The sequence below is a fragment of the Exiguobacterium sp. s43 genome, assembly GCF_018617255.1.
Lineage (GTDB): Bacteria > Bacillota > Bacilli > Exiguobacteriales > Exiguobacteriaceae > Exiguobacterium > Exiguobacterium profundum.
Genome location: NZ_JACSJT010000003.1, coordinates 36,675 through 61,363 on the forward strand (window position 1 = coordinate 36,675; position 24,689 = coordinate 61,363).

The following is a 24,689-nucleotide window of genomic DNA, read 5'->3' on the forward strand; positions in this document are numbered from 1 at the left end:
TGAGGGTTGTCCATGTACCAAACACATTCATTAAACGAAAAAATCAAACTGTTCTTCACAATTTTCTTTCCAATTTTAGTCACGCAAGTGTCTTTTTATTTGATTAGCTTTTTTGATACCGTCATGTCCGGACGGGCGGGTGCCGTCGATTTGGCAGGTGTCGGAGTCGGTTCAAGCTTGTGGATGCCGGTGTATACCGGACTGAGTGGAATCTTGCTGGCGGTGGCCCCGATCGTTTCGCAAGCGCTTGGTGCGCGAGACCGTCAACAGATTCAACGAACCTTGTTTCAAGGTATCTATTTAGCCATCATGCTAAGCGTAATCACGCTGACGTTGGGTTCATTCCTTGTGCCGATGGCAATCGAGAGCATGGGGCTCAGTGTAGAAGGGAAACGAATCGCGACGCAATACTTGCTTGCCCTTGGATTCGGTGTCTTGCCGATGTTCCTGTTCAATGTGCTACGCACGCTCATGGATGCCTTGGGCAAGACGCGAGTCTCGATGATCCTCATACTATTAGGGTTACCCATTAATGTCGGATTAAATTACATCTTCATCTTCGGAAAACTGGGGGTGCCGGCGTACGGCGGAGTTGGAGCGGGAATTGCCTCAAGCATCACGTACTGGCTACTCTTCTTCATGGCCTTCTTCTTCGTGAGAAACGGGAAGCCATTCCGCGAATACAAGTTTTTACGGACGACCGAACGAATGGTCTGGCTCCGACAAAAAGAGCTGTTACAACTTGGGACGCCAATCGGGCTCGCCATTTTCGCAGAAGTCAGCATCTTTGCGGCGGTCACGGTATTGCTCAGTTCATACGGTGACCAAATCGTCGCGGCTCACCAAGCGGCGATTAACTTCGCTTCGTTTGTTTACATGTTGCCACTCTCAGCATCGAGCGCATTGACGATCGTCGTGGGGTATGAGCTTGGCGCGAAACGACTGCAGGATGCCGTCCGCTATGCAAAAATCGGGCTCGCGCTCTGTCTCGGTGTTTCTATCTTTTCCGGTGCTTTTTTGTTTTGGCAAAACGAACGGGTCGCGGCTATTTATACGAATGATCCGACGGTCGTGGACCTTGCAGCTCACTTTATGATCTTCGCTGTATTCTTCCAACTGTCAGATGCTGTCGCGGCACCGATCCAAGGGATATTACGTGGCTTTAAAGACGTCAACATCACGCTCGTCCTTTCACTCGTCGCTTATTGGGTCATCGGTTTACCACTCGGGTATGTCTTGGCAGAGCACGCCGGATTTGGACCAGACGGTTATTGGATTGGCTTGATTGCCGGGCTCGCAGCCGGAGCGGTCTTGTTATTCCTCCGGTTAGTATGGATTGTCCGGCGCTACGGGACGGTTCAATCGACATAAAAAAGGAGAAGATTGTTCGCAAATGTAAACAATCTTTTATTTATTTAAAATTGGTCTATACAACTATACTTTTATCCGATATGATAACATGGAGGAAAACAAAAAGGAGTGGTGAACCGATGGGGACATTGATCAATGCTCGTATCGTGTCAGCAGAACAAACATGGGAACGTGGATATATCAGATGGAATGGTCAAACGATTGATGAGATTGGATCGATGGACCAGTTTGAACAACAGGATGAGCCTGTGATTGATGTCGCTGGAGCGCTCGTGACACCGGGTCTCATCGATGTGCATATCCATGGGGGATATGAAGTCGATACGATGGATGCGGATGAATCAAAACTTCGACGATTGAGTAACGACATGCTACAGGAAGGCGTCACGTCCTTTTTCGCGACGACGATCACGCAGTCAAAAGAAGCGATTGAGCATGCATTGAAGGCAGTCCGAAATGTCATCGAAGCGCAGGATACGACACTCATCGGAATCCACTTGGAAGGTCCATTTGTCAACGTGGAGATGGCTGGGGCACAACCGGCAGAATATATTATCGACCCGGATGCCGAGCAGTTCCGGAAATGGCAAGAGCTTGCCGGCGGTCATATCCGTCTTGTCACTTATGCACCGGAACGTCCAGGTGCACGTGAGTTTGAAGCTGTTCTTCGCGAAACCGGTGCAATCGGTTCGGCGGGCCATACGAGTGCGACATTTGAAGAGAACAAGCAGGCGGGCGTCAAACACGGGACGCATCTTTATAACCAAATGCGTGGGTTGCACCATCGAGAACCCGGAACGGTTGGGTATTGTCTCTTAGAGGATGGGGTCATCGCGGAAATCATTCCGGATGGGATCCATAGTCGTCCGGAGATGGTCGACTTCGCGTTTCGCTTAAAAGGAGCAGATGAACTTGTCGTCATCACGGATGCGATGCGAGCAAAAGGACTTCCGGACGGACAATATGAGCTTGGCGGTCAACCGGTCATCGTAGCGGACGGGGCTGCGCGACTTCAAGCCGGAAACCTTGCGGGCAGTGTGTTGACGATGGATGCTGCCTTCCGAAACATTCAGGCATATACGGGATGTACGGTGGAAGAAGCGGTCAAAATGACTTCGACGAATGTGGCCAAAGAATTCGGATTGACGACAAAAGGAGACATCAAATCTGGGTTTGATGCAGACCTTGTCGTTTGGGATGACACGACACATGTTCAGATGACTTTTGTCAAAGGTCGAATCGTATATGAACGGGAGGAACAAAGATGAATGTACTAGTCGCAAAGACGGCGAACGATGCGGAACGAATCGCCTATACGCTAATCAAAGAACGGATTTCAGGGAAACATGACTTCGTACTCGGTCTCGCAACCGGTAGCACACCGGTCGGGATGTATCAGATGTTTAAACAGGACGCGCTCGACTGTAGCCACGTGACGAGCGTCAATTTAGATGAATACATCGGATTATCGCCCGAACATCCTCAAAGTTATAACCGCTTCATGAAAGATCGACTCTTCGATGAGGTACCATTCAAACAAAGTCACCTCCCTCAAGGGGACGCGCCGGACCCGGAAGTGGAAGCATCACGTTATGAAGAACTTGTTCGGACACTCGGTGTCGATTTACAGCTTTTAGGGATTGGTGAGAATGGGCATATCGCCTTCAATGAACCGGGTACAGCGCTCGATGCGAAGACACATGTGACCGAACTCACGGAGTCAACTCGGGAAGCCAATCGTCGATTCTTTGATCGGTTAGAAGATGTACCGACACACGCCATCACGATGGGGCTCGATACGATCATGAACGCACGTGAAATCGTCCTAGTCGCGACAGGGGAGCGGAAAGCGGAAGCGGTGCATCACATGATTGAGAGCGTACCGACGGTCGACTGGCCGGCCACGATCCTTCAGGCCCATCCTGGTGTGACAGTCGTACTCGACGAGGCGGCGGCATCACACTGTGCGGAATCCTTACAAGCCCGTGGACAAGAAGCGGCAACACGATTTTTTACCATTCGGGATTAAAGGACCTGCGGAGTCATCTCCGCGGGTTTTTCTATGTTCAACTATGGGGAAATGTAAAGAAATGAATTTGTCATCAAAACGTTTTCGACAAATTTCTCGCTTTCCTCTATAATGAGTGAAGCTCATTATTTTGACTCGAAGGAGACCGATATGAATTCTAGAACACATGCTCGCAGACAGCGCACAGGTCCGTCTGCGTTTTATAAGATATTTAGTGCCCTCGTGCTGATTGCGATTATTGCTGGATCTAGCATTTACGGTACAGCGTTTTACAAAGCCCACAATATGTTGTCAGGCACCCAAGTCACATTAGAGGATGACCCGACGGTTGAGCCGACTCGTTATGATAAAGAAGATACGGAGACGTTCTTGGTTTTAGGGACAGACCTTTCGCCACAGAAGAAAGCGCGTGGCGAGTTTGGACGATCGGACGTTATGATTGTCGTCATTTTAAACAAGAAAGAAAAGCAGACGACGATGCTCAGTATCCCGCGTGACTCGTATGTCAATATTGACTACACGGGATATAACATTCCTTATGGCAAGACGGGACTTGACCAAGATAAGATCACACACGCTTACTACTTTGGTTCGATGGATGAATCGAATCCAAACAACGGGATGCGGATGGCGACGAACACGATCGAAGATTTAGTCGGTGTTGAAATCGACCATGTCGTCTCGCTCAACTTCCAAGGGTTCGTTGATTTCATTGATGCTGTAGGTGGCGTTGAGATTGATGTTCCGTTCTCATCACAACAAAACAGTTACGATGCGTCACGTGAGACAGTTCAAATCGAACAAGGACTTCAACAGCTTTCTGGTGAAGAGGCACTTGCCTACGTTCGAAATCGATACGATGATCCACGTGGGGACATCGGTCGTGGACAACGCCAGATGGAAGTCATCAATGCCGTGCTCGAACAATCACTCGGCACTTCACTCCTAAACAATTACGACAAGGTCTTGAAAGCCGTCGGCGACAACATGCAGACGACACTTGGCCCGAATGACTATATGCGTTTAATTGAAGATGTTGGCGCGCTTCACAATACGGTGCAATATCAATTGACTGGAGAAGGTGCCCGGGCAGATGACGGACACTTCTACTATTTCTTGAACGAACCGCTTCTTGAAGAAGTACGCTATCGTGTACAACAAGCGGACGCCGGTAATCGTGTCGAGCCGATGTCCGATACAGAACTCGAGTCGTATACGTTAGACCCGAGCGGGGTAACGTACGAAGCTCAATAAAAAAAGTTTGCCCTCGGGCAAACTTTTTTTATATGCGGTCCATGGCGACGGTCAAGGAGTATGAATCTCCACGAAAGAGCGAACGACTATACTCGAACATGTCACCGTTCTCGAGATAAGTTCGCTGGTCAATCAGCAATACCGGTGCGTTCGGAGAAATGGTGAGGAGCTTGGCTTCTTCTGGACCGGCGCTCCGGGCTTCGAGTGTTTGTGTTGCATTTTTCAGGCGTAAGCCATGCTGTTCGGCATAAGCATAAATCGATCCCGTCGCGTCATCTTGCGTCAGGTCAGGCAATAAATGAACGGGAATATAGGCGGTTTCGAGCGCAAGTGGGTGATCATCGGCGAGTCGTAGCCGTTTCATTTCATAAACCGGTGTTTGATTTGGGATGCTCAGTTGCTGCGCGATGCGATCCGTTGCCGGAATGACCTCGTATGACAAGAGACGGCTGAGCGGTCGCATGCCTCGATGTTTGATTTCCTCGGAAAAACTCGTCAGTCCCGATAACGTCATCGCAATCTTCTGACTCGCGACGAACGTGCCTCTTCCTTTTTGACGGCTCAAGTAACCGGCGTTGACGAGGTTCATGATGGCTTGACGAATCGTCATCCGACTGACGTGAAATTGCTCGGAAAATTCACGCTCTGAAGGCAAGGTGTCTCCTGGTTTTAACAATCCGTCATCAATTTGTTGCTTTAAGTACGCTTCAATTTGATAATAAATAGGTAACGGAGATTGTTTATCGATTTCTAACATATCATTTCGCTCCTGACTGAGAAGATGTATGTTTCATTATAGACGAAATTAAACTAGTTGTCTGAACAGATTATAGAGAGAAGGTGGAGGACAAGATGGAACCATATACAGCAAGTACAGTCGTGACCTCAATAAAGGAAGACGGCAACGGTCATTGGCACACACTCGAGAACAGCCCGTTTTATGCGGAAGGTGGGGGACAACCGGCTGACCGTGGATGGATTGGGACGCATCCTGTACTGGACGTACAAATCAAGGACGGGGAAGTATGGCATCTCTTGTCAGAATCATTACCAGCGGGCACGACGATAGAGGTTCGAATCGATGAGGACGTCAGACGGGATCATTCCATCCAGCATACTGCTCAACATGTGATAACGGCGATTTTGGAAGACCGTCATGGCATTCGGACGCTTAGCTTTGGAATCGGAGAGACCGATTCATCTATTGAGATTGAAACGGCAACGATGGACTGGGTGCACGTTGAGGCACTTGAACAAGAGATGCAACAAGTCATCTTTGAAAACCGTCCGATTCGTGTCTATGAAATCCCAAAAGAAGAAGTAGACCGGGCGCGCTTACGGAAAGAGACGGACCGAACGGGGATGATTCGCATCGTCGAAATCGAAGGTCTAGATTACAATGCATGTGGTGGCACTCATGTGGAGACAACGGGACAACTCGGTACCATCCATGTGACGGCGATGAAGAAAGTGAGGGGGAATCTCCGCTTGACGTATGTGGCGGGAAGTCGAGCGATCAAGGCGACTCAACAAGCGCGAGCAGCGTTGCGGACGATTCACCATACATTCTCGACAACGAATGAATCCGTGGCAGCCCGTGTAATCGAAGAACATACGATTCGTTTGGAACGTGAAAAAGAAATCAAAACGCTCGAAGAACGGATTGCCAAAGCGAAAGTGGAGGCTGTGTTGAAAGAAGATAACTATGTGGCTTTACATGTCGGGAGAACAGAAACGGAAACGTTGACGACCGCCATCATCGAACGAATCGCAGCAACAGGGCGAATTGCCGTTGGCGCCAACTATGGAACGCAGAAATTATTCGTTATGCATGACGGGACACAGGATATCGCCGTCGGCACATTCTTGAAAGCGGCGCTCCAAGAGATGAAAATCGGTCGTGGCGGTGGAAGCCATAAGCAGGCCCAAGCGCGTTTCACATCCGTAGCGGAACTAGAAAAGGGAATCGAAGAAATCGTGAAACGATTGCAGGAAGGAGTTTTACCATGTTGATCATTCAATCGGGAAACGAAGCAGCATTGATTGAACAGGCCAAACAAGTGCGGGAGATCGTATTCGTTCAGGAACAAGGAATCGATGCGAGTTTAGAATACGATGATTTAGACGATATGTGTACACATGTGGTCGGGCTCCTTGACTCCGAACCTGTGACGACAGCGCGTCTTCGTCCAGTCGACTCGACTGTCGGAAAAGTGGAGCGAGTGGCGACGATTCAATCGGCCCGGGGCCATGGATATGGGAAAGACATTATGATTGAAGTTGAACGTGTCGCGAAACGTCAAGGGTTGGTTGAACTACGATTGGGTGCACAACTGACGGCGCTTCCGTTTTATGAAAAGCTCGGGTACGAGGCGTTCGGAGATGAGTTTTTGGATGCCAATATCCCGCACCGCATGATGCGAAAAACATGGTAATCCTTTTTTGAAATAGCCCATTTTTCTAAAAAAAGGTTGGCAAGAAGATTTCGTTTTGTTATAACTAATACTAACAACTGACAGATAGAGGTTGCGAATGACATGAGTAAGCTTGGTTGAAACGGACGCACTCCGGACCGAGCCGAAAGGGGAAATTCGCCGAAGTCGACGTTCACGTGCGTGTGAATGAAGGCTGGGGTAGTCGTGAATAACGCCTACACTGCCATGGTCAACTACCATGGAGCGCTATCTACGGAACGATTCTTTAATCGTTTTTCAACTGCGCGTACAAGCGGCAGACCGTAGGGAGAGTGCTTCCTACCGGTCTGCCGCTTTTTCTGTTGGTGGACATCTTGAAAGTGGGGAACTTGATGACAACCGTACTGAAATTTGGTGGCAGCTCCGTTGCCACAATCGAACAAATACAAGCCATTTCGGACTATTTACAGACACGTGTGGCGACCGGTGAAAAATTGGTCGTCGTCGTATCGGCGATGGGCAAAACGACAGATTCGCTCTTGTCGCTCGCCAAACAAATCACGGATCGCCCGATGATTCGCGAACTCGACCGGCTACTCGCCGTTGGAGAAGAACAGACCATCAGTCTACTCAGTATCGCCTTGAACTCGCGAGGCGTACCGGCCATCTCATTAACGGGACAGCAAGCCGGGATCGATACGATGGGAATTCATACGAAGAGCAAAATCAAAGCGATTCGGAAAGAAGTGTTACACGAGAAGTTGCGTCAATACGACGTCCTGATTGTCGCCGGATTCCAAGGCGTGAATGAAGCGGGAGACGTCACGACCCTTGGGCGTGGCGGTTCGGACACGACAGCCGTCGCACTGGCGGCCGTCCTCAGTCAGCGTTGTGAAATTTATACGGACGTCGCGGGTGTATATACGACGGACCCACGAATCCATCCAACGGCGAAACGGCTTGATACGGTTTCCTATGACGAGATGATGGAGATGAGTGCACTCGGTTCAAAAGTGATGGAGATGCGAAGCGTGGAGCTCGCAAAGAAATATGACGTCAATATTTTTGTTGGGAAGACGCTTTCGAGCGAAGGAGGAACATGGATCATGGATACGACGCAAGCGATGGAACAGAAAGCAGTCACGAGTGTGAGTGTCGTCAAGAACGTACTCAGTGTCTCAATCAAACATATTCCGCATACGGCGGCGGGAGTCGCAGACATTTTTGAACGATTATCAGAGCGACACGTCAACATCGATATGATTTCACAGACGGCATTCGACGGCGAAGTGTTTCTCTCGTTCACATGTCCGCTCGATGAAGAGGCGTTTTTAGAAGAGGCGCTCGCGGAGTTGACAGCGACCTTGCCTCAAATCAAAATCGATCGTCACACGGAACATGCAAAAATTTCTGTCGTCGGAATCGGTATGCGAGACGCGACAGGGGTCGCATCAGAGCTCTTCGCGACATTCCGTGAGATGGGAATTCCATTCTATCAAGTCACGACGTCTGAAATCAGTATTTCCTATACGATTCAAGAACAAGACGTAGAAGCGGCAGTCGCAGCCATTGCGGCCCGGTTCCACTTATAAGGGGGTAGCATGATGTATAACGTAGCAGTCGTCGGTGCGACAGGTGCCGTCGGACAAAAAATGATTGACGTCTTAACAGAATATGAATTTCCAATCAGCGAGTTGAGACTCTATGCTTCAGCCCGCTCGGCAGGAAAGACGGTCGAGGTGAATGGGCAATCGATCGTGATTCGTGAATTGACCGATGCGATTTATGCGGACCCAATCGATATCGCACTCTTCTCTGCAGGTGGAAGCATCAGTGAACAATATGCCCCTCGGTTGAGTGAGCAAGGAGTCATTGTCATCGATAATTCAAGTGCATTCCGAATGCAAGAAGGAATTCCACTCATCGTACCGGAAGTGAACCGAGTCGAACTCAGTCCGGAGAGAACGCTCATCGCGAACCCGAACTGTTCCACGATTCAATCGGTCGTGGCGCTCGCGCCTCTAGCGGAAGTATACGGACTGACACGCGTCGCGTACACATCTTATCAAGCGGTATCGGGATCGGGTCAAAAAGGGATCGATGACCTCGAGCGCGGTGCGCGCGGAGAGGAACCGACGAATTATCCGTATCCGATTTATGATAACGTGTTGCCGCACATCGATGTGTTTCAAGAAAATGGCTACACGAAAGAAGAACAGAAGATGATGGATGAGACACGTAAGATTTTAAATGCGCCAAACCTCGGGGTGACGGCCACTTGTGTCCGGGTGCCGGTGCGAAACAGTCATGCGGTCTCGATCACGGTGTCGCTCGAGCGAGATGCGACGGTCGCAGAACTGAAAGCAGTCCTTGCCGATGCACCAGGGGTCGTGTTAATGGACAATCCATCCGAGTTGACATATCCGACACCGCTCGATGCGAACGGGACGGATGAGGTGTATGTCGGACGAATTCGCCGAGACGATTCACAACCCAATACGTTCCATCTTTGGTGCGTTGCAGATAACGTCCGAAAAGGGGCGGCAGCGAATGCCGTTCAAATCGCACAATGTATGATTAGTCAAACAGCGACGAAATAAGGAGGAGATGACATGTTCACAGGAGTGGCGACAGCACTAGCTACCCCATTTCAAGAAAATGGGCAGTTGAATCTAGAAGCATGGGCGGCATTAATTGAAGACCAAATCCAAGAAGGTGTGACGGGTCTCGTCATCGGTGGGACGACCGGCGAAGGGATGACAATCACTGATGACGAGTTTGAGACATTGCTCGTTCGAGCGGTGGAGGTCGCAAACGGTCGAGCCGTGATCATCGCGGGGACCGGTTCGAACAATACAGCAGTCAGTATTGAGAAAACGAAACGGGCCGCCGAACTTGGTGCGGAGATGGCGATGGTCGTCACACCGTACTATAACAAGTCGACACAGGCCGGGCTGATTGCTCACTTTACTGCGATTGCGGATGCGTCACCGATTCCGCTCATGCTCTACAATGTTCCGTCACGGACGGGTGTCGCCTTGGCACCGGAAACGGTCGGTGAGCTCGCGGAACATCCGCGCATCACGGCCTTGAAAGAAGCGAGTGGGGATATCTCGGTCATGGCGCAGATGATGGCCCATATTCCGGAAGGGTTCACCGTTTACTGTGGAAATGACGATCAAATCTTGCCGTACATGGCTTGGGGCGCACAAGGGGTCGTCTCCGTTTTATCAAACGTCTATCCGGGAGCGACGGTCGCGTTGGCAGACGCCCTATTGGCGGGTGATTTGCAGACAGCACGTACGTGGCAAATTCGTTTACTCCCAGTCATCGATGAACTTTTCGCAGAAGTGAATCCGATTCCGGTGAAGGCAGCGCTTCAAGCGCGAGGATTTGAAGTCGGTGCGCCACGTCTGCCGCTCGTTCCAATGAGCGCGACGGCTGAGGCGAAATTACTATCGGCGATGGAACAATTCAATGAGGTGAGACAATGAATGTTCTCATCCATGGGTTTGGCGCAATGGGACGCATTGTCGAAGAGGTCGCTCATGCGCAAGGTGTAAACGTAACGGCAATCGTCTCACCGGGAAGTGACGAGCACACGGCGACTCTGAATGAGGTGGACGTACCCGTCGATGTCGTGATCGACTTTTCGAACCCGGCGTTACTCCCTGATTTACTCGCGTTCGGACGGGAGCGCAATATTCCGCTCGTCATTGCGACGACGGGCTTCACACCGGAAGAATTGGCCGAGATCGAGACGGCTTCACAAGAGATCCCAATCTTTCAGTCTTATAACACCTCATATGGGATTGCACTGTTGAAACAGTTGCTCGACCAACTTGTCCCGCTCACTCTCGGATATGATATTGAAGTGATTGAGGCACATCATCGGAAGAAAGTGGACGCACCAAGCGGGACGGCAGAATTATTGGCACGTGCCATCGAAGCGAAGCGTGACGTGACACCGATTTACGAACGAACGTCACGTCGGGAAGCGCGTGCTACCGAAGAGTTGGGGATGCATTCCATTCGGGGTGGCACGATCTTCGGTGAGCATACCGTGCTCTTCGCCGGAGATGATGAAATGATTGAATTGAAACATACTGCGTTATCGAAACGCGTCTTTGCAAACGGGGCCCTTGCCGCTGCGGCAACGATCATCGATCGCCCGGCAGGACTTTATAATCTATCGAACTTATACGAGGAGGCTACTCATGTTACTCACAAACGCTTATGAAATCGCACAATATATTAAAGATGCTAAGAAGGAAACACCAGTTAAGCTTTACGTCAACGGTCAATTGGCGGGTCTTGAAATCGAGGAAGCGAAAGCATTCGGAACGGATGAGTCGAAACTGTTTTTGACGACGGCAGAACGCGCTGCGGCATTCTTAGAAGCCAATGCATCGGTCATCACAGATTCTCATCTTGAATATGATCGTCGCAACAGTGCTGTACCGATGCTCGATACGACACAACTCAATGCCCGAATTGAACCAGGCTCGTTCATCCGAGATCACGTTCAAATCGGCAACAACGCGGTCGTCATGATGGGAGCTGTCGTCAACATCGGAGCTGTCATCGGAGATGGTTCGATGGTCGATATGAACGCTGTCATCGGAGCACGCGGAACGCTCGGGAAGAACGTTCACCTTGGCGCAGGTGCCGTGGTCGCAGGGGTTCTTGAGCCACCTTCAAAAGATCCGGTCATCATCGAGGATGGTGTCATGATTGGGGCGAACGCAGTCATCTTAGAGGGCGTTCGCGTCGGTGAAAACGCAGTTGTCGCGGCAGGAAGTGTCGTCACACAAGACGTCCCTCCAGGTGTTGTCGTTGCGGGAACACCTGCACGAATCATCAAACAGAAAGATGAAAAAACTTCTGAAAAAACGCAACTTGTTGATGACTTACGCTCTCTCTAACGTATAATAGACAGAAAATATAAAAAATGAGGAATGGGAGAGTTGCATTATGGAACAGTATGGACAATGGATGTGGAAAGACGGGGCTTGGATTGAGCCGACTGACGCAAACACGAGTATCATGACACACGCGATTCATTACGGAAGCGGGTTCTTTGAAGGGATTCGCGCGTATCACACGGAGGAAGGTCCTGCTATCTTCCGATTACGTGAACACTTGGAGCGACTTGTTCGCTCGTGTGCATACTACCACGTCACGCTACCGTATACGGTAGATGAACTCGAACAAGCCACGATGGAATTGATTGAGCGAAACGGATTTGAAGCATGCTACATCCGTCCGTTCGTCTTCCTTGGAACACCATGGCAGGCACTTATGCCGACTGCTGAGACGAAGGTACATGTTGCCATCTCGTGTTGGCCGCTCGGTGAATATTTCAACAAGACGGTCGGGATTCGAGCGAAAGTGGCCTCGTATCGCCGCGTGTCTTCTACAATGATGCCAATGCAAGCGAAAGCGGCATCGAACTATATGAACTCACAGCTATTAAAAGGAGAGGCGCTCCGTGACGGATTCGACGAAGCGATTGCCCTTGATATGAACGGAAACGTCAGTGAGGCGAGTGTCGCGAACATCTTCCTCGTGAAAGGAAAAACGATTGCGACACCGTCCCTTGACTGTTCTGTACTCGATGGCATCACACGTCAAACGGTGATGCAATTGGCTCGCGAGGCCGGTTATGAAATCGTCGAGCGCCATATCGGACGCGATGAGCTCTATGTGGCTGATGAAATCTTCTTAACGGGAACGGCAGCCGAGGTGACGAGCGTCATCGAGGTCGACCATATCTCGATTGGTGGAGGTGTCCAGACGGTTGCGACAGAAATGTTGACACGCTATCGTGAAGCCGTAACAGGACAGCTTCCGGAACACCGCGATTGGATCACGTTCGTGAAATCAGCAGTAACAGAGTAAAGGAGTTTTGCACGATGGGAGTCACAATTGACTTGAATGCGATTCGCGAAAACAAACGCCGGATTGAAGCGCTCGGGCGCCCCGTGTTTGCGGTCGTGAAAAACAACGCCTATAACCTAGGAATGGAGCCAGTTGTGACGACTTTGTATGATGAAGGAGTCCGTCACTTCATGGTGACCACGTTAGAAGAAGCGATTGAAGTGCGAGCGCATGCAGAGTCGGCTCGCGTCCTCGTCATGAATCCGATATACACGTGGGAACACGTGCATACCCATGAATTTGACGTCGCAATCGGCTCGTATGAATGGCTCGTTTCACAGCGTGAGCATCTCGATGGCGTTCGCCTTCATTTGAAATTAGACGTCGGCATGAACCGATTCGGTGCCAAAACGTTTGAAGAAGCGCTACAGATCGTCGCCTTCTGCCAAAATGAAGGATTGAACCTTGTCGGACTATGTACACATTTTCCGCTCGCGGATGCGGACAATGCCGAAGTCGAGCATAGCGTCCAAGTCGAACGCTTTGCCGACTGGTCGACACGTTTGATGGAACGTCATACGTTTGAACTGATCCATGCGGCAAATAGTGCGGCCACGCTTCAAGACGACTCGCGCTTGCACCATTGCACACATGTGCGTGTCGGTATTTTCTTATACGGTTATTCATCGGTTGAGCCGGTTGAGTGGCTCGTACCTGCGTTTTATTGGGAGACAGAAGTGGTTGCCATCCACGACATCGAAGCGGGGGCTCATGTCGGGTATGGAACGGGATATACCGCGGAATCGAAAGAACGGATTGCTGTCTTACCTGTCGGATATGGGGATGGATTGATGCGGGCGAGACGTCACTTGCCTGTTCACATCGATGGGAAAGCATACCCGTTCATCAGTAACATCTTTATGAGCCATAGCTTCATCAAAGTCGACGAAGACGTACAAATCGGCGACCGCGTCACATTATATGGAATCGAGACGAAAATCGATGACGTGACACGTGTTGGCTATGCCAACAACTCAGAACAGCTCTGTGCCCGTTCGTGGCGTGTCCCACATCGCTTTGAAGGAGGAATTGTATGTACACCACCAATCAATCAGAATGTTTGATCGAAGGCGTGTCCGTCCGTGAACTTCAAGCGACGTACGGGACACCTTTATACATCATGAGTGAGCCAGAACTAGAGCGTCGCCTTAGAATTGTCCAGAATGCGTTTCTAGATAAGTATCCGAACACGTATGCGTTATACGCGTCAAAAGCATTATCGATTGCGGCCGTTTATGAAAAAGTGATGGCCGCAGGGTTAAGTGTCGATGTCGTCTCAAGGGGTGAGATGTACGTGGCACTGCATGCCGGTGTACCGGCGGAGCGCATTCACGTTCATGGATCGAACAAGACGATTCTTGACATCACGTATGCTCTCGAACAGGGGATTACACACTTTACCATCGACAATATGCGGGAGATCAGCCTCTTGTCAGGACTTGCGGCTGAATACAATCGCGAAGTCGATGTGCTTCTCCGCATTGTGCCTCAAGTTGTCGGGGGTGCCCATGCGGCGATTCAAACGGGTGGGGTTGATACAAAATTCGGTTTCCCGACGCATGACGACACGTATTTAGACGCGATTCGTGCAACGTTAGAAGCCGAGCACTTACAGTTGAAGGGAATCCATTGTCACGTCGGTTCTCAAATTCAAGATCCGACCCTCTTCATCAACACGGTGAAGACGATGGTGCGCTTCATGGATACGATTCGTCAGGAAACCGGCTATACGACGGACGTCTTGAACATCGGCGGGGGATTCGGCGTCGCTTACTTGGATGAAGACGAATATCTCGATTTTGCCCAGACGATGGAGCAAGTGATGGAGACGTTGGTCGAGGAGGTCGAGGCACGTGAATTGCCACTTCCGAAAATCGGGATTGAGCCGGGACGTTGGCTCGTCGCCAATGCGGGTGCCACGCTTTATGAGGTGGGGACCGTCAAAGAAGTGAGTGGCGTTCGTACATTCGTGTCTGTCGATGGCGGGATGACGGACAATATCCGTCCGGCATTGTATGACGCGGAGTATGAGGTCGTGGCAGCGACTCGGATGAATGAAGAGAAGACGCTCGAGGCAAAAATAGTCGGAGCGTGCTGTGAGTCGGGAGACATCATCTCGAACCGCTCATTGATCCCCCCTGTCACACCAGGTGACTTATTACTTGTCAAAGCAACAGGAGCGTACAATTTCTCCATGGCGAGCAACTATAACCAGATGCTTCGTCCAGCTGTTGTCTTCGTGAAGGACGGGGCACATCGACTTGTCGTTCGTCGCCAAACGTTTGAAGACTTGGTGGCATGTGAGGTCATTGGACAATCAACGTAAGACTGCAGAGCAATCTGTAGTCTTTTTTTTGATTTTGAAATGAGAACGTTTTTCAATTATGATAGAGAAGAGAAAAAAAGGGGAAGTGACGGTCATGACAAAGACAGCAGCACAAAAGCTAATTGAAGAAAGACGTACGGTCCGTATGTTCAAAGAAGCACCAATCGATACGAAAGTGCTCTATGAAGTGTTGCAATCGGCACATCATGCACCATTTCACAATAAAATCGAACCATGGAATGTGTATGTGTTCAATGGGGATGGGAAGCAAGTGTTACTCGATGCGCTCGAACCAGCCTTCTCGGAGGCGTCAGAAGGGCAACGCGAAAAGGTGACGGGACGGATTTTAAATGCGGCAACCTGTATGTATGTGACGGCAAAACATTTTGAAACGGACAAAGGGAATCGTGACGCGTTACTCGCGACGGCGACATTCATTCAAAATGTTCAGCTGCTCTTAAGTGAACGTGAGATCGGGATGGTCTGGCGGACGGGTGGACTGTTCGATGATGCACGGTTGAAGGAAATGATTGGGGCGGAAGGGGAGACGTTTATCGGTCTCCTGCAAATCGGGAAATATGACACAGAAGATATCCCTACACCGAAAGCGCGACAACCGATTGATTCGCATCTCATCATGTTTGAATAATAAAAAGCGAGCGATGGGGAATCCTCGCTCGCTTGATCTATATATCGGTCAGTTATCGCTTTAATTTTGTTGCGAGCCAATCTTGAATCACAGTCGTTGGAATCATCCAGTCGTTCCTCCATTTTTAGAATCTTCTTCTCTACTATTATCCAAATGCATACGTTCCCAAACCTCTCGATGTGCGCCATGAAGGGCATCATCGAATGAATCATCGATATGAAGGCCATAACTTGGATTGATGGACGAGGCATACAGGTCTAGCATGAGTTGATCATGGTTCGGATACATAGAGTGGGCTCCTTTCAATACATCAGCTTGGCTACAACTTCAGTATACAAAGGAACTATGTAGAAAATTCGAGAGAAACGTTAACATTTTATGAATCTTGTAAACGCTTTCACAATTGTTGGATTTCGCGAACTGGAACGCACGACTGCTTATATTGTTCGGCACGCTTGGCATATTTCTTTACCGTTCTCTCCATGATAAAACGATCTTCATCGTTTAATGGACGAACGACTTTTGCTGGGACGCCCATGACCATCACCCCTTCAGGAATCTGCATGTTTGGTGTGACGAGCGCACCGGCAGCGACAAAGGACCCTTTTCCAATCTTCGCCCCATCGAGTACGGTAGCGTGCATGCCAATCAAGCAATCTTCTTCAATCTCACAGCCGTGAATCATCGCCATGTGGCCAATCGAGACGCGATCATGAATGATTGTCGGTGAGCCTTCATATTGATGAATCATCGAACCATCCTGAATGTTGACGTATGAACCGATTTGAATGGGTCCTTCGTCTCCACGGATGACGGTATTGAACCATACTCCCGAGTGAGCGCCGATGGTCACGTCTCCAATCACGTGTGCCCCTGGTGCAAGATAAGTCGTCGGATCGACTTTTGGTGTCAACTCTCCTAATTTGTATTGCATCGTTGTAACCCCTTTCAGAAAGATATGTTATCATTGTCGCACAACTTGAAAAAGAAATTGCAACGAAAAGAATATTCTTGGTAAGATAGTTAAAATACATTGAATAAGGAGATCAAGAGATGGAGAAACAACATTTGATTGACATCGCCGCAAAGAAAAAGAAAGCGGCCGTCGTCTTTAAAGACGTCGCAGTGATTGACGTGTACAGTCGTGAGACGATTCGTACAGACGTCGCCATCGACGCAGGATATATCGTGGCTATTGGGGAAGGGTACGATGGAGAGGTCGAGTATCACGATCCGACGTGGACGCTTGCACCGTCCTTTATCGATTCGCACGTCCATATCGAGTCATCGATGGTCCCCCCGCATGAATTTGCGAAAGCAGTCTTACCACTTGGTGTCACAACGGTGATTGCTGACCCTCATGAGATTGCGAATGTGAACGGAGCACTCGGGATTGAGTACATGTTGGCAGATGCGAAAGGACTTCCACTCGACGTTCGGATGATGCTTCCGAGTTGTGTACCAGCGACACCATTTGAACATGCGGGCGCAAAACTGTATGCAGAAGATTTGGTACCGTTTTTAGGAGATCCAGGGGTGCATGGCCTAGGCGAAGTCATGGACTATCCATCAGTTGAAGCTGGAAGTGAAGACATGCTTCAAAAGATCGCGCAGACGGAACAAGCGGGTAAAGTCGTGGATGGACATGCTTCAGGTCTCAACCCCGATCAATTGAATGTATATCGCTCAGCAGGAATCATGACGGATCATGAATGTACGACTGCGGAAGAGGCGATTGAACGAGTGCGACGTGGATTCTACGTTCAAATTCGGGAAGGGTCCGTTGCTCGAAACGTGGAGAAGGTGAGCCTAGCCGTTACGGAAAGCAATGCCCACCGCTTCCTTTTCTGTACGGATGATAAGCATTTGGATGACTTGGTCGCGGAAGGTGGAATCGACTACAACATCCGTACCGCCATCAAGCAAGGGGTTAAGCCGGAAACGGCCTATGCCATCGCAAGTCTACATGCCGCAGAGGCCTATGGATTAAAAGAGGTCGGGGCGATTGCACCTGGTAAGAAGGCGAACTTCGTTATCTTGTCAGACGTCGAATCGGTAAAAATCGAACAAGTCTTTGTGAATGGTACGCTCGTCGCGGAGAAGGGGAATGCGACGTTTGAATCGGAAGGGATTGAAGTGCCGAAACCGATGAAAGGTGAGCTCGCTTTACCCGAATTGACCGCCGAGTCGTTCCGACTTGCCGCAAGTGAAGAAGAAATCGATGTCATTCAAGTGCTTCCGAACAGCTTGTTGACGAAACGACAGCGTCTCACGTTCCAACCAGACGCATCAGGCGCAGATTTATCGCAGGATATCGCGACGCTTGCCGTCATCGAACGCCATCACGGGACAGGCCATATGGCTCTTGCCCCGGTAACGGGATTCGGCTTGAAACGAGGTGCCCTAGCAGCCACGGTTGCCCATGACAGCCATAACTTGGTCGTCGCCGGGGTCAGCCCGGAAGACATGTTGCTCGCGGCGAGAACGCTTGAAAAAGTAGGGGGAGGGGTCGTCGCCGTATCGGAAGGAGAAGTGCTTGCCGTCCTTCCGCTCGAGATTGGTGGACTGATGACGAAGCGACCATATCGTGAAGTGGCAGAGATTCTGGAACAGCTCAATGATGCGCTAGATGTCGTGGGAGCCCATCGTCATTTCAATCCGTATTTGACGATGTCCTTCCTCGCCTTACCGGTCATTCCTGACTTGAAATTGACCGATATGGGATTGTTCGACGTGACCACGTTCTCATTCATCAACGCTTGACTCGGTCTAACGTATGATTTTTGTTAAGAACCGTCGATAACGATTGAATGCGTGACGGGAAGTTGGTATAGTTACGTCAAGTTTCATCGGGTCAACATTGAAAGGGGGGATATTACAGATGGAACAAGTTGCTTACAATCGGTCGTATGATGAACATGAGGAATTGATCAATTCTGTATATCGTGCTTTCAAGGACCGATGCGAAGAACTACCAGAAGAAACTCAGACAAAACGTCGTTTACGACGACTCATTTTCTCTACGATTAAAGAACAGACGAAGTCTCACGCTGACCGATTCGTGTTGTATCACTTCTTCAACGACTTCTTTAAAGCGGTGGAAACGAATGACCAAGAAGCACTCGCTGTCTTGAAGCGAATCATTCGTGATGAAAAAAACTATTGATATGTGACACCAACCTGTGATAATTTAGACGTAACTTTAAATGAATATTCGTGCTATCGATGAGGTAGAGGTGCGATGCTGATGAGTAAGTAGTCGGAGGATGACAACGATGAGGACTACAAAAAGGCAGGATCGCCGAAGTGCAACACCATGTCCGTGGGGTTGTGCTGGGCTGACGGGAAATACCCGTCGGACTGCCATACATATTTACGTATGGAGCGCTCCAAGTCGGCTAAGAAAGACGGAACATCCAGCGAGGGTGTCGGCTTTGTTGCCGATGCCCTCGCTTTGCGTTTTTTTAAGCATAGGGGGGCCTCATCCTAATAAAAAAGGAGGAATTCAGCATGGTAGATTATTCAACATCGGTACTCTCACTCGTACCGGCATTACTTGCAATTATTATGGCAATCACAACACGAAAGGTCATCCCATCACTCGGTGTCGGGATTATCGCAGGAGTCCTTCTCTTGCATAACTTCAATCCAATTGATTCGATTCAATACTTGTGGTCGAACATCATCGCTTTATTCTGGGCGGATGGAGCCATCAACGAATGGAACGTCTTGTTGATTGCGTTCTTGCTCCTTCTCGGGATTTTATCGTCAATCATTCAAACATCAGGTGGCGCACGCGCATTTGGTGAATGGGCTGCGGCGAACGTCAAGACAGCACGCGGTGCACGTCTCGTCTCATTCGGACTGGGTATTTTGATTTTTATCGATGACTACTTCAATAGCTTGGCGGTCGGAAACATCAGTCGTCCACTCACAGACCGTAAAAACATCTCACGTGCAAAGTTGGCTTACACGATTGACTCAACGGCAGCACCTGTCTGTGTCATCAGCCCGCTTTCAAGTTGGGGTGCATATATCATCGCCATCATCGCAGGTATTTTGGCAAAATACTCGATTGACAGCTATTCGTCATTCTCTGCATTCATTCAAATCATCCCAATGAACTTCTATGCCGTCTTCGCACTACTCTTGACAGCATATGTGGCATTCACTGGACTTGCCATCGGACCGATGCGCACGCACGAACTTCGTGCCCTCCAAGGGGAGTTGTATGATTCGGCAAAAGGAAAGCCGATGGGGATGAGCGAAGATTTACACGAGCACGAAGGTGGAAAAGTACGTGATTTGATCGTACCAATTATCACGCTTATCATTGCGACAGTGTCAGCGATGCTTTACACGGGTGGTCAAGCGCTCGCGGTTGACGGTCAAGACTTCTCGTTGATTGGAGCCTTCGAATCGACAGACGTGACACGCTCACTCGTTGCGGGTGTTGTCATCAGTTTGATTGTCGCATTCTTGCTTCTCATTGGTCGTAAAATCCCAACGCGTGACTATGGAAAAGCGGCATGGGAAGGCGTTCGTGCCATGTGGCCGGCTGTCTTGATTCTCTTGTTTGCTTGGACAATCATTGCGGTCATCAGCGACATGAAGACTGGTGAATACTTGGCGAGCTTCGTGACAGATACAATCGCTGCATCTTACTTGCCACTCCTTCTCTTCTTGATTGCCGGAATCATGGCATTCTCGACAGGAACGAGTTGGGGAACATTTGGTTTGATGCTTCCGATCGGTGCCGACTTGATCATGGCTGTTGAACCCGAACTCCTTCTCGCGTCACTTGCAGCTGTATTGGCCGGTGCGGTGTTTGGTGACCACTGTTCACCAATCTCAGATACAACGATTCTCAGCTCAACAGGAGCGGGCTCGCACCACATCGACCACGTGGTGACACAATTGCCGTATGCTATTCTTGCAGCGGTCGTGTCAGCGATCGGTTACTTGGTGCTCGGAATTACAGCATCGATTTGGATCGGATTCTTCGCTGCATTGATTTCGTTTATCGTATTGGTAGGAGTCGCAGAAGTGATTTCAAAACGTGGGAAAGTACCTGCAGAACTTCGCGCAAAGCGTGAGGCGTGATATATGAAAATGACTTCCATCAAATCGATGGAAGTCATTTTTTATGTGCGGTTGTCACTGCATAAGTGAGACGGTCGAGTAGTTTACCGAGAATGAACCAAAAGGGAACTATGATGTCCAGTGATAGGCTGTGGTAATGAAGATGAATGACGTACAAAGAAAACCAAGGTGTCTCGAGCAACCAAAATGGAGGCGAAGTAGATGTTCTTGTCATCCAATCCAGATACATTCATGATGCAGATCGTGACAGCTAATAAGGTGAACCGCAGTGTCAAACTTTTTATAGAGAGACTTTCACGACAGAAAAACCTCCCTGGTCCATGTAGGAATCAAGGAGGTTACAATCATTATTTCACGTCAAGCCACTTGAAACTTGCATCGGCACCGAACGGGTGACGGTACATGTTCTCGATGTTTGAACGCTCTAAGTATGCCTCACCTTTTTGATAAATCGGAGCGATGGCAAAGTCTTCTTCGAGAAGGATGCGTTCTGCTTCTTGCATTGCTTCCCAACGTTTCATCTGATCGGCTTCTTTCTTCGCAGATTGAATCAACTGATCATATTCGTCATTCGAGTACTCCATACGGTTAAACGGTCCGTCTGTGACCCACATGTCGAGGTATGTCATCGGATCCTGATAGTCAGGGCCCCAACCAGCTGCAGAAACGTCATATTCGCCTTTCCCTTCAAGATCAAGGAAGTTTTTGAACGGTTGCTGTTTGATGTTAAGTGTCAAACCAGGCAAGTTCTTCTCAAGTTCGCCTTTGATGAACTCGTTCACTTTCTTGAACGCTTCTTCGTCACGTGAGAGGAACTCGAGTTCGATTGTTTCAACACCTAATTCTTCTAATCCTTTTTCCCACGCGGCTTTTGCTTCATCTACGTTGTAGTTGAGGAGGTCTGGATACTTCTCACGGAAGTCAGCTCCGTCTTCTGTGAACGTGAAGTCTTTCGCTACGATATAGTTCGCCGGTTGCGATCCATCTGTTAAGATGACATCTGTCACACTCTGTTTGTCGAATCCTTTCGCAAGTGCTTCACGGATGTTGACGTTTTGGAGCGCTTCGTTCTTTTGGTTGAAACGAAGGAAGTTGATTCGAGCATCGGCACGCGTTTTGAACTCGTCGCTGTCTTCGAATTGCGGAACGAATTCAGAAGAGAGGAGCGTGTAGTCCGCTTCACCCGACTCGAACAAGTTGACCCCAGTCGATACGTCTTTTACGACTTTGACGTTGATCGTGTCCATCTTGACGTTTTCAGCATCCCAATATTCAGGGTTCTTCTTGTAAACCCATCCTGCATTGTCTTGCCACTCGCTCAAGACGTAAGGTCCGTTATAGAGTGTCTTGTCGACAGATGTTGCGAACTCTTCGCCTTGCTCTTCGACGTACTCTTGTTTTTGCGGCATATACGTTGGGAATCCAGTCAAACCTAAGAAATAAGGAGCTGGTGCTTCCAATTGTACTTCAAGCGTTTTTTCGTCAATCGCTTTTGCGCCGAGGTCGTCGAGCGACATTTCACCCGCAAGGATTTTGTTCGCGTTTTTCAAGTCTTGAAGAATATAGGCATACTCCGCACCTGTTTCAGGATTGAGGGCACGTTTCCAAGAGTAAACGAAGTCTTCAGCTGTAATTGGAGAACCGTCTGACCAGTTTGCGTCACGTAACTTGAAAGTGTATGTAAGTCCATCCTCAGATACTTCGACATCTTCGGCAATCCCCGGTGTCGGTTGGTTGTTCTCATCTAGACGATACAATCCTTCGAACACGTTGTTTGTCACGATGATCGATGTCGAGTCTGTTGTCAGTGTCGGATCGAGCTGCGGCAAGTCCGTCGCCGATACCATTGTGATTTCTTTTTTCGCATCGCTCGAAGATGAACCTTCTGAACTTGATGAGTCATCTCCTGTGCTACAAGCAGCCGTCGCCAATAATGCGACCCCCGATAACGCTAACCATTTTTTGTTACGCATCATACAACCTCCCGAAAATTCTGATAATTTAGAATATGTTGTAATTAAACTACATCTGACATGAATATGCAATGGAATTTTTTAAATTATCCGAAAATATAAACTTATTTAGAATGACTATTCATCAATCCTTTCAGGAAGTAGAATAGAAAAATCAACGAATGATTATACAATATTTTTGTATAGTTATTCGTGCAGATAGGATAGTAGTGGAGGCGTTAAATTGAAACAACATTCAGCCGGAATCGGCTTTTTCGGTCTTGCGGCAATGGTCGTCGGGACCATGATTGGTGGAGGTGCGTTTAACCTGCCTGGTGCAATGGCACAAGGGGCAGGGGTCGGACCAGTTTTAATTGGATGGGGGATTACGGGTGTCGGCATGATTATGCTCGCCTTTGTGTTTCAGTTTTTAGCAAACACGCGGCCAGAGCTAGAAGGCGGAATTTACGCCTATGCCCGTGAAGGTTTCGGGAAGTTTGTCGGATTCAACAGCGGATGGGGGTACTGGATGTCGGCTTGGATTGGGACGGTAGCCAACATCACATTGATTTTCAGTACATTGGCTTATTTTTTTCCTATATTCTCAGCAGAACACCGACTGTTTCGCTTGTTCGTGAGTGTCGTTCTGATTTGGGGCTTATTTTGGCTCATTTCACGTGGGATGCGTGAAGCGGCACTTCTCAATATCGTGACAACGATTGCGAAACTCGTCCCGATTATTTTGTTCATCGTGTTGATCCTATTCGCGTTTAAAATAGATACGTTCCAAGTCGATTTTTGGGGAGAAACAGGGTTTGTTTGGGCGGATGTGTTTCCACAAGTGAAGTCGACGATGCTCGTCACACTCTGGGCATTTGTCGGTATCGAGGGAGCGGTCGTATTGTCATCGCGCGCACGTCACAAGAAAGATGTCGGTCGTGCCACGGTCATTGGCCTGATTGGGACGTTATTGATTTACATGATGATTTCCATCTTCTCGTTTGGTGTCATGACACAGGAGCAACTCGCTGCGTTGCCTGAACCGTCGATGGCATATGTGTTAGAAGCGGTCGTCGGCCCGTTCGGCGCAACATTGATTAACATCGGACTGCTCGTATCATTAACAGGCGCATTGCTCGGCTGGACGATTTTAGCGACGGAGATTTCGTACGTGGCGAGCCGGGATGGGGTGTTTCCGAAAGTATTTCACCGTTTGAATGCGAACGAAACACCAGTGAACGCGCTATTCATCACCCAAGCGTTCACTCAAGTGGTCACGGCCATCGCCTTGTTTTCAGAACAGACGTATCTCGTGCTTTCAAGCATCGCTGGAATCGCAGCACTCGTTCCTTATCTATTCTCGGCACTCTATGGATGGATGGAGGCGAAGCGGGCGACGTCGCTACGGATGATGGTCGTTTCCGGGATTGCCTCGCTATACGCCGCCTGGTTACTCTATGCTTCAGGATTCGAGTATGTCTTGATTGCGATGATTCTATACGCACCTGGCATCTTCGTCTTTCTTTTGGCAGAACGGGAACAAGGACGACCGTTCTTGACCCGTACCCAGTCGATGATTGCCTTGATTATTCTATTATGTGCGACCTATGGCATTTATGGACTTTGGACAGCCGCGATTGCCCTATAAGAA

The 24,689-nt window shown here is 49.2% G+C and carries 23 protein-coding genes and 2 riboswitches; of the genes, 19 read left to right on the top strand and 4 right to left on the bottom strand.

Features of this window, described 5'->3' with window-relative positions:
• The first annotated feature begins 12 nt into the window (after positions 1–12).
• The 4 genes from KNO79_RS12550 (at position 13) to KNO79_RS12565 (ending at position 4,654) form a co-directional block, all read left to right on the top strand.
• A complete protein-coding gene (locus tag KNO79_RS12550; RefSeq protein WP_211781723.1) occupies positions 13–1,371 on the top strand; it encodes an MATE family efflux transporter in 1,359 nt (452 codons plus the stop codon).
• 119 nt (positions 1,372–1,490) lie between these two features.
• Positions 1,491–2,639: an N-acetylglucosamine-6-phosphate deacetylase gene (gene nagA / locus KNO79_RS12555; protein ID WP_214691451.1), complete on the top strand. Its 1,149-nt coding sequence runs from the start codon at positions 1,491–1,493 to the stop codon at positions 2,637–2,639.
• A complete protein-coding gene (gene nagB, locus KNO79_RS12560) occupies positions 2,636–3,400 on the top strand; it encodes a glucosamine-6-phosphate deaminase (protein WP_214691452.1) in 765 nt (254 codons plus the stop codon). Before nagA ends, nagB begins: the two co-directional genes overlap by 4 nt.
• Positions 3,401–3,550: 150 nt before the next feature.
• Positions 3,551–4,654 (top strand): LCP family protein, encoded by a 1,104-nt coding sequence (locus tag KNO79_RS12565; RefSeq protein ID WP_074037814.1) that lies wholly within the window; start codon positions 3,551–3,553, stop codon positions 4,652–4,654.
• A gap of 28 nt (positions 4,655–4,682) precedes the next feature.
• On the opposite strand, the gene KNO79_RS12570 is transcribed toward KNO79_RS12565, so the two are convergent.
• Complete coding sequence (locus tag KNO79_RS12570) at positions 4,683–5,411, bottom strand: GntR family transcriptional regulator (protein WP_159563504.1); 729 nt, start codon at positions 5,409–5,411, stop codon at positions 4,683–4,685.
• A gap of 95 nt (positions 5,412–5,506) precedes the next feature.
• Between KNO79_RS12570 and KNO79_RS12575 the strand changes: the two genes are divergently transcribed.
• The 11 genes from KNO79_RS12575 to KNO79_RS12625 all read left to right on the top strand — a co-directional run bounded on the left by KNO79_RS12575 (position 5,507) and on the right by KNO79_RS12625 (position 15,983).
• Positions 5,507–6,667, top strand: coding sequence for an alanyl-tRNA editing protein (locus tag KNO79_RS12575; protein ID WP_214691453.1), 1,161 nt, complete (start codon positions 5,507–5,509; stop codon positions 6,665–6,667).
• Positions 6,661–7,089, top strand: a complete 429-nt coding sequence (locus tag KNO79_RS12580) for a GNAT family N-acetyltransferase (RefSeq protein WP_074037812.1) — start codon at positions 6,661–6,663, stop codon at positions 7,087–7,089. Before KNO79_RS12575 ends, KNO79_RS12580 begins: the two co-directional genes overlap by 7 nt.
• A 77-nt stretch (positions 7,090–7,166) precedes the next feature.
• Positions 7,167–7,346, top strand: a riboswitch (Lysine riboswitch).
• 114 nt (positions 7,347–7,460) lie between these two features.
• Entirely contained in the window at positions 7,461–8,660 is a 1,200-nt protein-coding gene (locus KNO79_RS12585; RefSeq protein ID WP_078147890.1) for an aspartate kinase, read from the top strand.
• 12 nt (positions 8,661–8,672) lie between these two features.
• Positions 8,673–9,668: an aspartate-semialdehyde dehydrogenase gene (locus tag KNO79_RS12590; protein WP_159563506.1), complete on the top strand. Its 996-nt coding sequence runs from the start codon at positions 8,673–8,675 to the stop codon at positions 9,666–9,668.
• Between the two features lie 12 nt (positions 9,669–9,680).
• Positions 9,681–10,562 (top strand): 4-hydroxy-tetrahydrodipicolinate synthase, encoded by an 882-nt coding sequence (gene dapA, locus KNO79_RS12595; protein WP_074037809.1) that lies wholly within the window; start codon positions 9,681–9,683, stop codon positions 10,560–10,562.
• Positions 10,559–11,308: a 4-hydroxy-tetrahydrodipicolinate reductase gene (dapB, locus tag KNO79_RS12600; RefSeq protein WP_078146280.1), complete on the top strand. Its 750-nt coding sequence runs from the start codon at positions 10,559–10,561 to the stop codon at positions 11,306–11,308. The genes dapA and dapB overlap by 4 nt, the downstream gene beginning before the upstream one ends.
• Positions 11,286–11,993 carry a 2,3,4,5-tetrahydropyridine-2,6-dicarboxylate N-acetyltransferase gene (dapD, locus tag KNO79_RS12605; RefSeq protein ID WP_196431610.1) on the top strand — a complete coding sequence of 236 codons (708 nt, stop codon included), beginning with the start codon at positions 11,286–11,288 and terminating at the stop codon, positions 11,991–11,993. Before dapB ends, dapD begins: the two co-directional genes overlap by 23 nt.
• Positions 11,994–12,042: 49 nt before the next feature.
• A complete protein-coding gene (locus KNO79_RS12610; RefSeq protein WP_214691454.1) occupies positions 12,043–12,969 on the top strand; it encodes a branched-chain amino acid transaminase in 927 nt (308 codons plus the stop codon).
• A gap of 14 nt (positions 12,970–12,983) precedes the next feature.
• Positions 12,984–14,072: an alanine racemase gene (alr, locus tag KNO79_RS12615; RefSeq protein WP_214691455.1), complete on the top strand. Its 1,089-nt coding sequence runs from the start codon at positions 12,984–12,986 to the stop codon at positions 14,070–14,072.
• A complete protein-coding gene (gene lysA / locus KNO79_RS12620; protein WP_214691456.1) occupies positions 14,042–15,334 on the top strand; it encodes a diaminopimelate decarboxylase in 1,293 nt (430 codons plus the stop codon). The genes alr and lysA overlap by 31 nt, the downstream gene beginning before the upstream one ends.
• Before the next feature lie 94 nt (positions 15,335–15,428).
• Positions 15,429–15,983 carry a nitroreductase family protein gene (locus KNO79_RS12625; protein WP_251125329.1) on the top strand — a complete coding sequence of 185 codons (555 nt, stop codon included), beginning with the start codon at positions 15,429–15,431 and terminating at the stop codon, positions 15,981–15,983.
• A gap of 102 nt (positions 15,984–16,085) precedes the next feature.
• Here KNO79_RS12625 and KNO79_RS12630 read toward each other — a convergent pair whose 3' ends face one another.
• Positions 16,086–16,271, bottom strand: coding sequence for a hypothetical protein (locus KNO79_RS12630; protein ID WP_074037801.1), 186 nt, complete (start codon positions 16,269–16,271; stop codon positions 16,086–16,088).
• A 109-nt stretch (positions 16,272–16,380) separates the two neighbouring features.
• Positions 16,381–16,917, bottom strand: a complete 537-nt coding sequence (locus KNO79_RS12635) for a gamma carbonic anhydrase family protein (RefSeq protein ID WP_074037800.1) — start codon at positions 16,915–16,917, stop codon at positions 16,381–16,383.
• Positions 16,918–17,036: 119 nt separating this feature from the next.
• Between KNO79_RS12635 and ade the strand changes: the two genes are divergently transcribed.
• From ade to KNO79_RS12650, 3 genes are all read left to right on the top strand, one after another.
• On the top strand, positions 17,037–18,746 hold the full coding sequence (ade, locus tag KNO79_RS12640; RefSeq protein ID WP_214691458.1) for an adenine deaminase: 1,710 nt from the start codon (positions 17,037–17,039) through the stop codon (positions 18,744–18,746).
• A 118-nt stretch (positions 18,747–18,864) separates the two neighbouring features.
• Positions 18,865–19,149, top strand: a complete 285-nt coding sequence (locus tag KNO79_RS12645) for a hypothetical protein (RefSeq protein WP_015880753.1) — start codon at positions 18,865–18,867, stop codon at positions 19,147–19,149.
• Between the two features lie 57 nt (positions 19,150–19,206).
• Positions 19,207–19,381: riboswitch (Lysine riboswitch) on the top strand.
• Between the two features lie 112 nt (positions 19,382–19,493).
• Positions 19,494–21,086 (top strand): Na+/H+ antiporter NhaC family protein, encoded by a 1,593-nt coding sequence (locus tag KNO79_RS12650; protein WP_214691459.1) that lies wholly within the window; start codon positions 19,494–19,496, stop codon positions 21,084–21,086.
• Positions 21,087–21,433: 347 nt separating this feature from the next.
• On the opposite strand, the gene KNO79_RS12655 is transcribed toward KNO79_RS12650, so the two are convergent.
• Positions 21,434–23,059: a peptide ABC transporter substrate-binding protein gene (locus KNO79_RS12655; protein WP_159563514.1), complete on the bottom strand. Its 1,626-nt coding sequence runs from the start codon at positions 23,057–23,059 to the stop codon at positions 21,434–21,436.
• 223 nt (positions 23,060–23,282) lie between these two features.
• Here KNO79_RS12655 and KNO79_RS12660 point away from each other — a divergent pair, with 223 nt between their 5' ends.
• The gene (locus KNO79_RS12660; RefSeq protein ID WP_214691460.1) at positions 23,283–24,686 is read left to right on the top strand and encodes a basic amino acid/polyamine antiporter; all 1,404 of its coding nucleotides are present in this window, start codon (positions 23,283–23,285) and stop codon (positions 24,684–24,686) included.
• The last annotated feature ends 3 nt before the right edge of the window (positions 24,687–24,689 follow it).